The sequence below is a fragment of the Acidimicrobiales bacterium genome, assembly GCA_036270875.1.
Lineage (GTDB): Bacteria > Actinomycetota > Acidimicrobiia > Acidimicrobiales > AC-9 > AC-9.
The window spans coordinates 24548-38507 of record DATBBR010000142.1 but is presented as its reverse complement, the minus strand read 5'-3'; the positions used below and the strand labels follow the sequence as shown (position 1 = coordinate 38507).

Below are 13960 nucleotides of genomic sequence, written 5' to 3'. Positions count from 1 at the left end.
GATCGGGCCCGGACACAGGAGCGCCGGAGTCAGGAGGGACAGGGGGGACAGGAGGCTAGGCCCGTCGCCTCCCAGCGACCGAGGTGGCCGGCCACCACGCTGAAGGCGACCCTGGTCCCCACGGCGATGGTGCGGCTGCCGTCGTCGATGGCCGTGCAGTGGAAGGGGAGGAAGCGGCCGTCGTCGGTCACCACGGTCCCCAGGCCCCGCTCCTCGTCGAAGGTCGCCACGCTGCCCTCGGCCCGCTCACCCGGTCCCGGCGTCGCCCGCCCTGGCATCAGGGGACGATCTTGGACAGCGCCAGCTCGAGGATGTCGCTCGCGCCGCGGTCGCGCAGGGCCGGGATGAGGACGTTGATCTCCGTCTTGGGGACCACCGTCTCGACCGCGTAGCTGTCCTCGCCGAAGAGCTTGGAGACGGTGGGCGACCGCATCGAGGGCAGCAGGCCGATCACGGCGTCGAGGTCGCCGGCGCCGACGTTCAGCTTGACCAGCACCATGCCCCGCGCGTCGAGCGCGCCTTCGAGGAGGGTGTGGAGCTGGGCCATGGCGTGCGCCTTCTGCGGGTCGGCGACGGCGGCGGGGTTGGCGACGAGCTCGGTGTGCGACACGAGGAGAGTGTCGATGATGCGAAGCCCCGCCGCCCGCAGGGCCCTGCCCGTCTCGGTGATCTCGACGACGGCGTCGGCGATGTCTGGCACCTTCGCCTCGGTCGCACCGTACGACAGGCGGATGTCGGCCTCGACACCCTGCTCGAGCAGGAACCGTCGGGTCAGCTCCGGGTACTCCGTCGAGACCCGAGACCCGGGGGCGAGCTCCTTGGCGCTCTGCGCCGGCGAGTCCTCCTCGACGGCCAGGACCACCCGGACCGGGTTGCGGCTGGCCTTGGAGTAGGCGAGGCGACCCAGCGACACGAGCTCGGCGCCGGTCTCCTCGATCCAGTCGCGCCCGGTCACCCCGAGGTCGAACAGCCCGTCGGCGACGTACCGGGGAATCTCCTGGGGCCGCAGGATGCGCACCTCGTCGATGCGGGGGTCGTCGATCGAGGCTCGGTAGTCCACGTCCGAGCTCCGCCCGACGGCCAGATCGGCGGCGGCGAACAGCTCGAGCGTCGCCCGCTCCAGCGAGCCCTTGGGGAGGACGAGGCGCAGCACTACTTGCTCTCCATCAGGCGGCTGCTCACGACGCGCCGCCACCTTTCGGCAGCTGTCGTAGGAGGTCTGCCATCTCGATGGCGGCGAGGGCCGAGTCGAACCCCTTGTTCCCCGCCTTGGTGCCGGCCCGCTCGATGGCCTGCTCGATCGTGTCGGTCGTGAGCACTCCGAAGAGGACCGGCACACCGGTGTCCAGCTGCGCCCGCTGCAGTCCCGCCGCGCACTGACCGGCCACGTGCACGTAGTGGTCAGTGGCGCCCCTGATCACCGCGCCGAGGCAGACCACGGCGTCGACCTCGCCGGACGCGGCGAACCGCCGGGCGACGAGCGGCAGCTCGAACGCTCCGGGCGCCCAGGCCACGGTGATCGACGATGCGTCCACCCCGTGGCGGACAAGGCCGTCGTACGCGCCGTCGAGCAGGCGGTCGGTCACCAGCCGGTTGAACCGGCTGCACGCCAGGGCGACCCGCAGCCCGTCGCCCCGGAGCCGCCCCACGTACGCTGCCCCACCGGCCGGGCTGTCCTCGAGGGCGCGACCCGCGGGCGCGGTGTGCTCAAAGGACGTCATCGAGCCCCTCGATCAGATGGCCCATGCGCTCCCGCTTGGCCCGGAGGTACTTGATGTTCTCCGGGTTGGGTGACGACTCGAGGGGGACCCGCTCGACGATGTCGAGGCCGAACCCCTCCAGGCCGCCGTACTTGGCTGGGTTGTTGGTCATCAGGCGCATGGTCGTGATACCCAGGTCGACGAGGATCTGGGCTCCGATACCGTACTCGCGGCTGTCCACCGGCAGCCCCAGCTCCACGTTGGCGTCGACGGTGTCCCGGCCCTGCTCCTGGAGCGTGTAGGCCCGCAGCTTGTGCTTGAGCCCGATGCCCCGGCCTTCGTGTCCCCGCAGGTAGACCACCACGCCGAGGTCCTCCTGGGCGATGAGGCGCAGCGCGGCCTCGAGCTGTGTGCCGCAGTCGCAGCGAAACGAACCGAACACGTCGCCGGTGAGGCACTCGCTGTGCACGCGCACGAGCACGTTGTCCTCGCCCTGGACCGCGCCCCGCACCAGGGCCAGGTGCTGCTCCTCGTCGAGCACCGACTCGTAGGCGAAGCAGGTGAAGTCGCCGTGGCTGGTCGGGATCCGTGCCTCGCTGACCCGCCGAACCAGCTTGTCCTTCTGCCGGCGGTAATGGATGAGGTCGGCGATCGAGATCACGAGCAGGTCGTGCTCCCTGGCGAAGCGCTCGAGCTCCGGCAGCCGGGCCATGCCGGTCTTGTCGGCGTTGACGACCTCGCAGAGCACCGCCGCCGGGTACAGGTGGGCGGCGCGCGCCAGGTCGACGGCCGCCTCGGTGTGACCGGCGCGCTTGAGCACGCCTCCCGGTCGGTAGCGCAGGGGCAGGATGTGGCCCGGACGGGCCATGTCGCCAGGCCGGGTGCCGGGGTCGATCAGCGCCTTGATGGTGGCCGCCCGGTCGGCTGCCGAGATGCCCGTGGTGGTGCCGTGGCGGTAGTCGACGGTGACGGTGAAGGCGGTTCGCTGCGACTCGGTGTTGGAGGTCACCATCAGCGGCAGGTCGAGCTGATCGAGACGATCACCGGTCATGGGGACGCAGATGAGGCCCGACGTGTGGGCCAGGAAGAAGGCGATCTTCTCGGGCGTGACCGCCTCGGCCGCCATGATGAGGTCGCCCTCGTTCTCCCGATCTTCGTCGTCGACCGCGACGACCATGTCGCCGCGACCGATCGCGGCGATGGCGTCGTCGATCCGGGCCATGGGCATGTCAGGGACCTCCCCGCTCGGCTGGACAATAGGGCCGCCCTCCCGGGCCGGCCGTGGTCGCGCCGCCCGCCAGCAGGCGCTCGGTGTACTTGGCGATCACGTCGATCTCGAGGTTCACGGGCTCACCGGGCCTCCTGTGCCCGAGCGTCGTGGCACGAACCGTATGGGGCACGATGGCGGCGCTGAAGCCGTCCGCCGTCACCTCCACCACGGTGAGGCTGACCCCATCCACGGTGATCGATCCTTTCTCGACCACGTAGCGGAGCACGGCCGCAGGAGCGCTCACGCGCAGCGCCGGGGCCGGTTCCAGGATCGTCCCGACGGCGTCCACGTGTCCCTGGACGAGGTGGCCGCCCAGGCGGTCCGACAGCCGCACCGGCCGTTCGAGGTTCACCGGATCACCGGGAGCGAGGCGATCGAGGTTGGTCCGGGACAACGTCTCCTCGACGGCGTCTGCGGTCCACCAGCCCTCGCCCGTCGCCGTCACGGTGAGGCAGCAGCCGTTGACGGCGATCGAGTCGCCCACCCGGGCGTCCTCGGACACGAGCGGGCCCTCGAACACCAGACGCCCGCCATCTCGCTCCCGCACCCGCCCGAGCTCCTCCACGATGCCGGTGAACACGTCGCGCCTACCCCCCCGCCTCGACCCCGGCCAGGGCCGCCTCGGCGGGAGCGCCGGGCGGGTTGCCGGGGGGTGCGAGCTCGATGCGGAGGTCCTCGCCGAGCCGCTCGACCGACCGCAGGCGCCCGCGCCACAGCCCGCCGATCGTGGGAGCACCGGGACCGTCGAACACCGGGCGCCCGTCCGAGCCGCCGAGGAGCGCGGGCGCCACGTACACGACGTAGCGGTCGACCAGCCCCGAGGCGTGGAAGTCGTGGGCCACCGTCGGCCCTCCCTCGACGAGAACCTGGAGGATCTGCCGACGACCGAGATCCTCGAGCACCTGGCCGAGGTCGCCGGTCAGCTCCAGCGCCGGACGGACCTTCGCGTCCGCCGGCGCCCGCCCCAGCACCACGCGCAGCGGCTGTCGCTCGGGCTGGGGGCCCGTCTCCAGGCGCACCGTGAGCTCGGGGTCGTCGGCCCGCACCGTCCCGGCACCCACGAGGACGGCGTCGCTCTCTGACCTGAGTCGATGGGCGTCGGCGCGGGCCTCGGGACCGGTGATCCACCGGCTGCTGCCGTCGGGCGCAGCCACCCGCCCGTCGAGGGTCGCCGCCAGCTTCAGCACCACCCAGGGCCGGCCGGTCCGGCGGTGACTGAGGTAGGGGGCGAGCTGTTCCTCGACGGCGACGGCCCCGACCCCCACCGCGACGTCGATCCCGGCCTGGCGCAGGCGGGCCAGCCCCTGGCCGGAGACGTGGGGATCAGGGTCGAGGACACCCACGACCACCCTGGAGACTCCGGCAGCGACGATGGCATCGGCGCACGGCCCGGTCCGACCGACGTGTGAGCACGGCTCCAGGGTGCAGTACAGGGTCGCTCCCCGCGCCGCCTCCCCCGCCGCGGCCAGGGCTGCGGCCTCGGCGTGGGCCTGGCCCGGGCCCTGGTGGGCGCCCTCGAAGCTCGAGGCACCGGACACGATCACGCACCCCACCCAGGGGTTGGGCGAGGTCTGGGTGCGGACGGAAGCCGCCAGCTCGACCGCCCGCCGCATGGCTGCTTCGTCTCGCATGACGTGTCTCTTGACCGCTCAGTCTAGTGTTCGGTGGGACGGCCGGCCAGAAGGTCGAGGGCGTGCGGCAGCGTGTCGAGCACGGCGTCCACGCATTCGACCGCCCCGGCCGGCGATCCGGGGGTGTTGAGCACGATGCAGCGCCCGAGCGTTCCGGCCACTCCCCTCGAGAGGCGGCCGCGGGGGCTCACCAGTCGCATGGCCTCGGCCAGGCCGGGAGCGTCACGGTCGAGCACCGCCCGGGTGCCCTCCGGGGTCAGGTCGCGCGCCGCGAAGCCCGTCCCTCCCGTGGTGACGACGAGACCCTCGAAGTCCGTCGCCAGGCGGCGCAGGGCGTCGGAGACCGGCTCGACCCCGTCGGCCACCGCCCGGCGGTCGGTCACCGCGAAGCCGGCGGCGGCCAGTCGGTCGGCGAGGGCTCGGCCCGACCGGTCTTCGCGCGTGCCGGCAGCGACGCCGTCGGAGACCGTGAGCACCTTCGCCGTCAGCGGCCGGCTCACCGGCCGGCTCGCTCGTGCTCTCCCTCGGCGGCGCGCTGGAGGAGACGGGCCGCCTCCTGGGGATCGTCCTGACCGAAGATGGCGGTGCCGGCGGCGAACACCTCGGCCCCGGCGCGGGCAGCGACCGGCAGGGTGTGGGACTCGATGCCGCCGTCCACCTCGATGGCCACGGCCAGGCGCCGGCGGTCGAGCTCGGCTCGGGTGCGCTCGACCTTGGGCATCACCTCGGAGATGAAGGACTGCCCGCCGAAGCCGGGGTGGACCGTCATCAGCAGGATGAGATCGAGCCGGTCGAGATAGCTGGCGAAGGCCTCGAACGGCGTCTCGGGATTCACGGCCAGTCCGACGCTGAGCCCGAGCGCGCGCATCTCGCCGATGAGCGACTCGGTGTCGCCGGCCTCGACATGCACGGTGCAGTGGTTGGCGCCCGCCTGCCGAAAGGCCTCGAGGAAGTCGCCCGGGTTGGTCATCATCAGGTGGCAGTCGAAAAAGAGCTCCGTGCGCCGCCGCAGCGCGGCCACGACCGGTGGCCCGATGGTGAGGTTGGGCACGAAATGGCCGTCCATCACGTCGACGTGGAGCCAGTCGACCTCGTCGCCCAGCCTCGCCACCTCGTCGCTCAGGGCCGCGTAGTCGGCCGCGAGGATTGACGGAGCGATCCGGATCATCGCCATCGAGCCTACCGGCGACTAGGGCTGGCGCCAGCGGAGCCGCAGGAGGTACATGCCGTCGGTGCCGGCGGCCTGGGGAAGGAGCAGCGCGCCGCGTCCCCGTGCCGCCCACGGCTCACCGGGCCGCTCGAGTGCCACGAGCTCCGGATGCCGGTCGGCCAGCCATTCGTCGATCGCCCCAGTCTCAGCGTTCGTCATCGTGCACACGCTGTACACGAGAGTCCCGCCGGGGCGCAGGCAACCGGCGGCGCTCTCGAGGAGCTGACGCTGCAGCTCCGCCAGCCGGTCGACGTCGTCCGGCGCGACGCGCCAGCGGGCGTCAGGGCGCCGGCGCAGCGCACCAAAGCCCGAGCATGGCGCGTCGACGAGCACACGGTCGAAGGCCGCCGGGGCAACGGGCGCCGACCGTGCGTCGGCGACGACAGCGGCGACGCCGGGCAACCCGAGCCGGGCAGCGTTGGCCTTGACGACGCGAGCCCGCGCCTCTCGCACGTCGCCCGCAACCACGATGGACGGAAGGCCGGCGGCCATGGCCGTTGCCTTGCCACCGGGCGCCGCGCACAGGTCGGCCACCCTGTCTCCGGGCCCCGCCTCTACCAGCGCCGCCACCCACTGCGACGCCTGGTCCTGGACGTAGCCGTCGTCTCGCTCCGCCGCCACGGCGGGACGGTTCATCTCCGCCAGCGCGGCCACGGCCGCCGACTCGCCGAGATCGTTCGTGAGGCGCTCGACCACCCAGTCCGGATAGCTCAGTTCGGTCGCCAGGTCGGGCCACTCGGGCGGCAGGGCGGCTGCCACCTTGCGCAGCACGGCGTTGACGAGCCCCCGCGCCCGCGACGGAGCGACATCGACCGTGGCAGCCACGGCGGCGTGTGGCGACGTGCCCGCCACGGCCAGCTGGTAGGCGCCGAGTCGCAGCGCGGCTTGGACGTCGTCATCGAGGGATCGGTGGACGTGAGGTCTCAGCAGCCAGTCGCACGCCCGCCGCATACGGGTCGTTCCGTAGACGAGCTCGGTCGTGAAGGCCCGGTCCCGTCTCGACAGCCCGCTCCTTCCGAGCAGGCCGGGGAGCACCAGGTTGGCGTAGGCGCCGTGCTCGATGCGCACCAGCGCGTCCAGGGCCAGCCCTCTCGACGTCGTGGGGGAGGCGGACACGCTCACGAGCCGAGAACCTCCCCGCCCGCCAGGCGGGCGCCTCGAAGCCACGAGTCAGCGGGGACGACGCCGCGGCCCTCCGGCTTCACTTCCACCAGCTCCAGCTTGCCTTCGCCCGTCGCCACGATCACTCCGTCGAGGCGGCCCGGCGGTCCCGAAGCTGCGCCGTCCGCCACCCGCGCCCGGACCACCTCGAGGCGTCGGCCCCGCACCGTGGTCCAGGCCCGGCCCACGCGGATCAACCGGTGGAGCTCGACAGCCGGTCGGGTCCAGTCCAGAGCGAGCTCGGCGGGATCGAGCTTGGCCGCGTAGGTCGGCTCGCCGGTCTGCGGGCGCGGTGTCGGCAGGCTCTCCCGGCCCTGCTCGAGCGCCGTCACGAGCAGCTGGGTCCCGACCTCGGTCAGCCGCTGCCGGAGCTCGTCCGCCGTCTCCTCGGACCCGATGGTGACGCGCTCGCAGGCGTAGACGTCGCCGGTGTCGAGTCCCTCCTCCAGTGCCATGAGGCACACGCCGGTCTCGGCGTCGCCGGCAATGATTGCCCGCTCGACGGGCGCCGCCCCCCGCCATCGGGGGAGGAGCGAGAAGTGGACGTTGACCATGTCCAGGTGGGCCAGCACGTGGGGCTTGACGAGCCGGCCGAAGGCCACCACCACGCCCAGCTCGGCCCCGACGCCCAGCACGTCGTCGACCTTGGCGCTCACCGGGAGGCCGAGCTCCACGGCCGCGGCCTTCACCGGGCTGGGGCTCAGCTGCGGTCCCCGACCCCGGCGCCGGTCCGGTCGGCTGACGACCAGGGCGACGTCATGGCCGGCGCCGACCAGGGCCCGGAGCGCCGGCACGGCGATCTCCGGGGTGCCGAGGAAGACGAGCCGGGCCAGGGCGCCCCTAGCGGCCGGCCGGCCGCCCGTTGCCGGGCAGGCTCAGGGTGCGCTCCCGCAACGTGCGCATGGCCTCCTTGCGCTGCTCGCTGTCGAGGCGCTCCAAGAGGAGCAGGCCGTCGAGGTGGTCCACCTCGTGCTGGAACACCCGGGCCAGCAGCTCGTCGGCCTCGATCGACACCTCGTGGCCGTCGAGGTCGCGGCCTCGCAGGTGCACCTGCCTGGGCCTGACGATGGGCCAGAACAGGCTGGGCACCGAGAGGCACCCCTCGTCGTAGGTCCACTCGCCCTGATGGACGGAGATCACGGGGTTGATCACGGCGCGGGGCCCGTCGCCGACGTCGTAGACGAACAGCCGCTTCTGCACGCCGACTTGGGGAGCGGCCAGCCCCACGCCGGGGGCCGCCCGCATGGTCTCGATCATGTCGTCGACGAGGCGGGCGATGGACTCGTCGACGGTCTCGACCTCGGGCGTGCGCTGCTTGAGCACCGGGTCGCCGAAGGTCCTGATCGGAAGGATTGCCACCGGGAGCACTCTAGGCCGGCCCGGGAGGACGGCCGCCAGAGAACGCCGCCGGCGCGGAGCGCCTAGGCCGGCCCGGGAGGACGGCCGGCAGAGGACGCCGCCGGCGCGGAGCGCCTAGGCCGGCCCGGGAGGACGGCATGCAGAGGACGCCGCTACGCCCGGCGCGGGTCGACCTCGACGCGCAGGCGCCCCGTCGGACGCGGCGCGGCGGCCAGCGCGTCGCACAGGACCCGATGATCAGGCGCCCGGACGAGCCAGCGCCCATCGTCGGGGCCGAGCACGTCGACCGCCCGAGTGTCCAGCGCCGCTGCGTAGCGCTCGGCCGACGGGCCCGAAAGGAGGGCCAGGGCGGTGGCCGGGGGCAGTCCGAGGGCCGACCGCCGCTCGGCGTCGACGGCGGCCAGACGCCCGGGGTCGGCGTGGAGGGCGGCGTCGATCACCTCGTTGCCCGGCAACCGCGTCTGGACGATGATCCGACCGCGCCCTCGACCCCCGACGAGGCGCGAGGCGCGGGCCAGGAGCGCCAGGGCCTGCTCGCTGGCCTGGTACCGGGGAGCCAGCAGCTCCTGGTCGAAGTCGAGGAAGACGACCGTCCCCGCCCCCCGAAGGCGGTGCAAGACGGCCTCGGTACCCACGAGCACCGCGGCGTCGAGGTTGGCGTCGGCGGTCCGCGAGCTCACCTCACCGACGGGCATTCCCGCCAGCGCCTCCAGCTCGTCCCGGACCTTCGCCACGCCGGGGCGGAGGGCTCGCCACCGCCGTGACCCACAGGCGGCGCAGACGTTCGGACGCTCCTGACCGCAGCGCCGGCATCGGAGCAGGTCGCCGACATCGGCCTCCGCCAGCGGGCCCTGGCACCGCTCGCAGCGAGCCAGCTCACCGCAGGCGCTGCAGGCGAGCAGCCGGGCGCGGCCCGTTCGGTTGAGCACGCATACCACCCGCTCGGCGGCCGACGCCCCCGCCGCCCGGGCGATCATCACGAGCCGCTCGGAGAACAGACCCGACCTCGGGTCCTCTTTCCGGCGGTCGACCACCTCGAGCGTCGCCCATCCCTGCCGCTCCGCCCGGCGGGACCCGGTGACGAGCCGACCCCAGGCCAGCTCCTCGAGGGTGGGGCAGGGCGAGACGAGCAGGCACGAGGCGGCGCACCGCGCCGCCCGCTCGGCCGCCACGACCCAGGCGTTCCACGTCGGGGCCCGCTCCTCGCCGTGCGCCTCGTCATGGGCGTCGAGCACGACCACGCGCGAGAGCTTCGGGACGCGAGCCCACGCCGCCGATCTGGTGCCGACGGCCACCCGGCCGCCGGCGGCGGCCTCCGCCCAGTTGGCGGGCAGCAGCGCCACCGGGTGACCGCGGCGACCGAGCCGGTCGGCGGTGCGGGCCGCCCAGTCCTGGCTCGGCACCACCACCAGGGCACCCTCGTCGCCGGCGCGGTCGGCGACCGCCGTCTCGACGAGGGGGAAGGGGTCCGCCGCCGGAGGCAGCCGGACGACGGAGCGCCTGTGCGCCATGGCCTCGGCGACGACGCCTTCCTCCAGCTCCCCCGCCGGCACCGCAGTGTGCCGAGGAGCGTCGCTCCGAGCTGGCTCGGGCAGCTCGCGAAGTGCTCTCGACGGGGATGCCGTGGCCAGGAACGCACCAGTGCGCCCCGCCCAGCGCCATGCCGCCCAGCCGGCCAGTTCCACCACGTCTGCGGCGGGGCCCAGGCCGGTCACCCCGGCGATGGGCCGCAGCACGACCCCCTCAGGCGGCCTGACGCGATCTGCCACGACCCAACCGCCGACGCGTCGGCCGTGGAGGACGATCCTGACTCGCGCCCCCACCGAGATGCGGTCGTCGAACTGCGGCGGGACCGCGTAGTCGAATGGGCGGTCGATGCCCGCCACGTCGGGCAGCACCCGGACGACCCGGCGATCGGCCGACTCCTGGGGCCGGCCTTCCTGGCCGGCCGGCCTCCCGGGCCGGCCTTCCTGGCCGGCGATGCTCCGATTGCCTACAGGCCCAACGACAGCTTCACGTCCTCGAGGCGCGGGGTGGCCTCCCAGGTGAACTCCTTGTCCGGGCGGCCGAAGTGGCCATAGGCGGCGGTGCGCCGATAGATGGGTCGCAAGAGGTCGAGGTCGCGGATGATGGCCGCCGGCCGGAGGTCGAACACCTCCCTGACCGTGCGCACGATGGCCGCCGGGTCCACGGTCTCGGTACCGAAGGTCTCGACCATGACCGACACGGGCCGCGCCACCCCGATGGCGTAGGCCACCTGGATCTCGCACCGGCGGGCGGCACCCGCGGCCACGATGTGCTTGGCCACCCACCGGGCGGCGTAGGCAGCCGACCGGTCGACCTTGCTCGGGTCCTTGCCCGAGAAGGCGCCGCCGCCGTGGCGAGCCGCGCCACCGTAGGTGTCCACGATGATCTTGCGGCCCGTGAGGCCCGTGTCGGCGTGGGGGCCCCCGAGCTCGAACAGGCCCGTCGGGTTGGCGAGCACGTTCATCGTGTCGACGTCGAGATCGGTCGGAAGCAACGGGTGGATCACGTGCTCCCGCAGGTCGGGCAGGAGCAGGGTGTCCAGATCGATCCCCGGCTGGTGCTGGGTGGAGATGAGGACGGTGTCGAGCCGGATGGGGCGGTCGTTCTCGTACTCGACGGTCACCTGGGTCTTGCCGTCGGGGCGCAGGTACGGCAGCACGCCGGCCCGGCGGATCTCCGACAGACGGTGGGCCAACCGGTGCGCCAACCAGATGGGCAGGGGCATGAGGTCGGGTGTCTCGTCCGCGGCGTAGCCGAAGACCATGCCCTGGTCCCCCGCGCCCTGGGCGTTGAGCTGGTCCTCGCCCCCCTTGCCGGAGCGCAGCTCCCACGCCGAGGTCACGCCCTGGCCGATGTCGGTGGACTGCTCGTCGATGGACACGACGACCCCGCAGGTGTGACCGTCAAAGCCGTAGGACTCGCGGTCGTAGCCCACGCTGCACACCGTGTCCCGCACCAGTCGGGCGATGTCGACGTACCCCATGGTCGTGATCTCGCCGGCTACCACCACCAGCCCGGTGGTGAGGAGCGTCTCGCAGGCAACCCGGCCGTTGGGGTCGTCGGTCAGGATCGCATCGAGGACGGCGTCGGAGACCTGGTCCGCCATCTTGTCCGGGTGACCCTCGGTCACCGACTCCGAGGTGAAGGTGTAGCGGCTGCTCATTTCGATCTCCTTGCCCGGCGGGCGACCACGGCATCGAGCACGGCGCGGGCCACCGTCTGTTTGTCTGTCAAGCGGACCTCGTGCTCGCTCCCGTCGTCGGCGATGATGACGACTGCATTGGTGTCGTGCTCGAACCCGACGCCTGGAGCGGAGACATCGTTCGCCACTATGAGGTCGATGCCCTTGTCCGCCAGCTTCGCCGCGGCCCGGGCGACGGCGTCGCGCGTCTCGGCCGCGAAGCCGACGAGGGTCTGACCGGGCCGCCTCCGGCGGCCGAGTGTGGCCAGGATGTCAGGAGTCGGCTCGAGCACGATCTCGGGCACCCCGTCAGCCTTGCTGAGCTTGTTGTCGGCGACCGACTTGGGCCGGAAGTCCGCCACCGCCGCGGCCATCACGAGGATCTCGGCGTCGTCGCTGCGCTCCAGCACCGCCGTCTCCATCTCCATCGCCGTCTCGACGGGCACGACGTCGATACCTCGCGCCACAGGCCGTCCGGTCGTCGTCACCAACGTGACCGACGCCCCGCGGCGCGCCGCCTCGTCGGCCAGGGCGTGACCCTGCTTGCCCGACGAGCGGTTCCCGATGAAACGGACCGGGTCGATGGGCTCCCGCGTGCCTCCGGCGCTCACCAACACGCGCAGCCCCAGCATGTCGCCTGCTACCCCCGTCAGCGCCTCGGCGATGGCGGCCAGCACCGTCCCGGGCTCGGCCAGGCGACCGGCACCGACGTCGCCGCCGGCCAGGCGACCGACGTCAGGCTCGACCACCCGCACGCCCCGCCGGCGGAGGATCGCCAGGTTCTCCTGCACGGCCGGGTGCTCCCACATCTCGGTGTGCATGGCCGGCGCCAGCACCACCTCGGCCCGGGTGGCCAGGAGCGTGGCGCTCAGCAGGTCGTCGGACAGCCCGTGGGCATAGCGACCGATCAGCCTGGCCGTCGCCGGGGCTACCACGATCAGATCGGCCGTCTGCCCCAGTCGGGTGTGGGGAATCGGGTCCGCGTCCTCCCACAGCGAGGAGCGCACCCGCTCCGACGCCAGGGCGGAGAACGTCACCTCGCCCACGAAGCGGGTGGCGTCCTCGGACAGCACGGGCACGACGTGGCACCCGGCGTCCACGAGGCGCCGGCACAGCTCCACCGCCTTGTAGGCGGCGATGCCGCCGGTGACACCGAGGACGACACGCCGGCCCGACAGCGCGGGTGAGGTCCCGCCCGCGTCCCCCGTCGTCATCCCGTCGGCCCCTCCGCCGGCCGGGCGGCTACTTGACCGCCTCCTCGACGTCCTCGGGGCGGACGTAGACGATCTTGCTGACCGCAATCTCTTCGAGCGCGATCGACAGCGGCTTGCGCGAGACCGACGTGACCTGGGGCGGCACGATGGCGCCCAACCCGTCCCCCAGCTGGTTGAAGTACGAGTTGATCTGGCGGCCCCGCTTGGCGGCCAGCGTCACCAGGGTGAACTTCGAGTCGACCTTGTCGAGCAGGTCCTCGACGGGGGGGTCCATCATCGTGCTGCGGCGGTCGGCCATGTGACTCCTTCGGGGCGCGCTTCCTCAGGAACCGCGATGGGCCCCCAGTATACCGAGCAGCTCCCCCACGGCCCGATCTGCGGAGTCGTTCACGACCACGTGATCGGCGATCCGACGGCCCTCGGCCTCCTCCCGGGCCGCCAGCTCCAGCCGGCGGGCGACGTGCTCGTCGTCGTCACCCCGGGCCCGTAGCCGCTCGCCCTGGGCCTCGGGCGAGGGGGCGACCAGAAGGATGACGACCGCCGCCGGGTCGGCCTCCCGCACCTGCCGGGCCCCCTGCACGTCGATCTCCAGCAGCACGTCCTGGCCCGGCGGGGCGTCCGGTGTGGGCGTGCCGTAGAGGTGCCCGAGGTACGACGCGGACTCGAGGAAGCCCCCCTGCTGCAGCCGGGACTCGAAGGCGGCGCGATCGGCGAAGCAGTAGGCGTCCTCACGCTCCCCCGGGCGGCGCGGCCGCGTGGTCCACGACCGGCTCAACCACAGCGCCGGGTCTGCGCTGGCAAGGCGCTCGGCGACGGTGCTCTTGCCGACCCCTCCCGGGCCGGAGATCACGACGATCAGGAGCGGGCGGTCTCCCGAAGCAGGGCCTCTCGCTGGTTGACGCCGAGACCCTGCACGCGGCGGGACTCGCTGATCCCGATGTCCTCCATCATCCGGCGGGCCTTCACCTTGCCCAGACCGGGAAGCGACTCCAGGACGGAGATAACCTTCATCTTCCCAACGGTGTCGTTCTGCCCGCCCTGCTCGAGCAACTCCTCGAGGCTGAGCGAGCCCATCTTGAGCTTCTCTTTCAGCTCCGCCCGCGCTCGACGGGCAGCGGCCGCCTTCTCCAGGGCGGCCTGGCGCTGATCCGGTGACAGAGAGGGGGGGCGAGGCATGCCGCGCACCATAGCGCCACCGGACAGGGGT

17 protein-coding genes are annotated in these 13960 nt (G+C 72.9%); all 17 read right to left on the bottom strand.

Annotated elements, in window-relative coordinates; genetic code table 11:
- Window positions 1-29: 29 nt before the first annotated feature.
- The 17 genes from VH112_13650 to mihF all read right to left on the bottom strand — a co-directional run bounded on the left by VH112_13650 (window position 30) and on the right by mihF (window position 13929).
- The gene (locus VH112_13650) at window positions 30-278 is read right to left on the bottom strand and encodes a cold shock domain-containing protein (protein HEX4541280.1); all 249 of its coding nucleotides are present in this window, start codon (window positions 276-278) and stop codon (window positions 30-32) included.
- The gene (gene hisG / locus VH112_13645; GenBank protein HEX4541279.1) at window positions 278-1153 is read right to left on the bottom strand and encodes an ATP phosphoribosyltransferase; all 876 of its coding nucleotides are present in this window, start codon (window positions 1151-1153) and stop codon (window positions 278-280) included. Before hisG ends, VH112_13650 begins: the two co-directional genes overlap by 1 nt.
- Window positions 1154-1178: 25 nt before the next feature.
- Window positions 1179-1721: a 6,7-dimethyl-8-ribityllumazine synthase gene (gene ribH / locus VH112_13640; protein HEX4541278.1), complete on the bottom strand. Its 543-nt coding sequence runs from the start codon at window positions 1719-1721 to the stop codon at window positions 1179-1181.
- Window positions 1708-2928 (bottom strand): bifunctional 3,4-dihydroxy-2-butanone-4-phosphate synthase/GTP cyclohydrolase II, encoded by a 1221-nt coding sequence (locus tag VH112_13635; protein HEX4541277.1) that lies wholly within the window; start codon window positions 2926-2928, stop codon window positions 1708-1710. Before VH112_13635 ends, ribH begins: the two co-directional genes overlap by 14 nt.
- A gap of 1 nt (window position 2929) precedes the next feature.
- On the bottom strand, window positions 2930-3550 hold the full coding sequence (locus tag VH112_13630; GenBank protein HEX4541276.1) for a riboflavin synthase: 621 nt from the start codon (window positions 3548-3550) through the stop codon (window positions 2930-2932).
- A 7-nt stretch (window positions 3551-3557) separates the two neighbouring features.
- Window positions 3558-4601, bottom strand: coding sequence for a bifunctional diaminohydroxyphosphoribosylaminopyrimidine deaminase/5-amino-6-(5-phosphoribosylamino)uracil reductase RibD (gene ribD, locus VH112_13625; protein HEX4541275.1), 1044 nt, complete (start codon window positions 4599-4601; stop codon window positions 3558-3560).
- Between the two features lie 23 nt (window positions 4602-4624).
- Window positions 4625-5101, bottom strand: coding sequence for a MogA/MoaB family molybdenum cofactor biosynthesis protein (locus VH112_13620; protein HEX4541274.1), 477 nt, complete (start codon window positions 5099-5101; stop codon window positions 4625-4627).
- A complete protein-coding gene (rpe, locus tag VH112_13615; protein HEX4541273.1) occupies window positions 5098-5769 on the bottom strand; it encodes a ribulose-phosphate 3-epimerase in 672 nt (223 codons plus the stop codon). Before rpe ends, VH112_13620 begins: the two co-directional genes overlap by 4 nt.
- Before the next feature lie 21 nt (window positions 5770-5790).
- Window positions 5791-6933 (bottom strand): transcription antitermination factor NusB, encoded by a 1143-nt coding sequence (locus VH112_13610; GenBank protein HEX4541272.1) that lies wholly within the window; start codon window positions 6931-6933, stop codon window positions 5791-5793.
- A complete protein-coding gene (locus tag VH112_13605) occupies window positions 6930-7805 on the bottom strand; it encodes a methionyl-tRNA formyltransferase (protein ID HEX4541271.1) in 876 nt (291 codons plus the stop codon). The genes VH112_13610 and VH112_13605 overlap by 4 nt, the downstream gene beginning before the upstream one ends.
- A gap of 7 nt (window positions 7806-7812) precedes the next feature.
- Window positions 7813-8331: a peptide deformylase gene (gene def, locus VH112_13600; protein HEX4541270.1), complete on the bottom strand. Its 519-nt coding sequence runs from the start codon at window positions 8329-8331 to the stop codon at window positions 7813-7815.
- 152 nt (window positions 8332-8483) lie between these two features.
- Window positions 8484-10229 carry a hypothetical protein gene (locus VH112_13595; GenBank protein ID HEX4541269.1) on the bottom strand — a complete coding sequence of 582 codons (1746 nt, stop codon included), beginning with the start codon at window positions 10227-10229 and terminating at the stop codon, window positions 8484-8486.
- A 95-nt stretch (window positions 10230-10324) separates the two neighbouring features.
- Complete coding sequence (gene metK / locus VH112_13590) at window positions 10325-11521, bottom strand: methionine adenosyltransferase (protein ID HEX4541268.1); 1197 nt, start codon at window positions 11519-11521, stop codon at window positions 10325-10327.
- Window positions 11518-12753, bottom strand: coding sequence for a bifunctional phosphopantothenoylcysteine decarboxylase/phosphopantothenate--cysteine ligase CoaBC (gene coaBC, locus VH112_13585; protein ID HEX4541267.1), 1236 nt, complete (start codon window positions 12751-12753; stop codon window positions 11518-11520). Before coaBC ends, metK begins: the two co-directional genes overlap by 4 nt.
- A 28-nt stretch (window positions 12754-12781) precedes the next feature.
- Window positions 12782-13051 carry a DNA-directed RNA polymerase subunit omega gene (gene rpoZ / locus VH112_13580; GenBank protein ID HEX4541266.1) on the bottom strand — a complete coding sequence of 90 codons (270 nt, stop codon included), beginning with the start codon at window positions 13049-13051 and terminating at the stop codon, window positions 12782-12784.
- Between the two features lie 24 nt (window positions 13052-13075).
- Window positions 13076-13603, bottom strand: a complete 528-nt coding sequence (locus tag VH112_13575; GenBank protein ID HEX4541265.1) for a guanylate kinase — start codon at window positions 13601-13603, stop codon at window positions 13076-13078.
- 5 nt (window positions 13604-13608) lie between these two features.
- Window positions 13609-13929 carry an integration host factor, actinobacterial type gene (gene mihF, locus VH112_13570; GenBank protein ID HEX4541264.1) on the bottom strand — a complete coding sequence of 107 codons (321 nt, stop codon included), beginning with the start codon at window positions 13927-13929 and terminating at the stop codon, window positions 13609-13611.
- Window positions 13930-13960 lie beyond the last annotated feature (31 nt).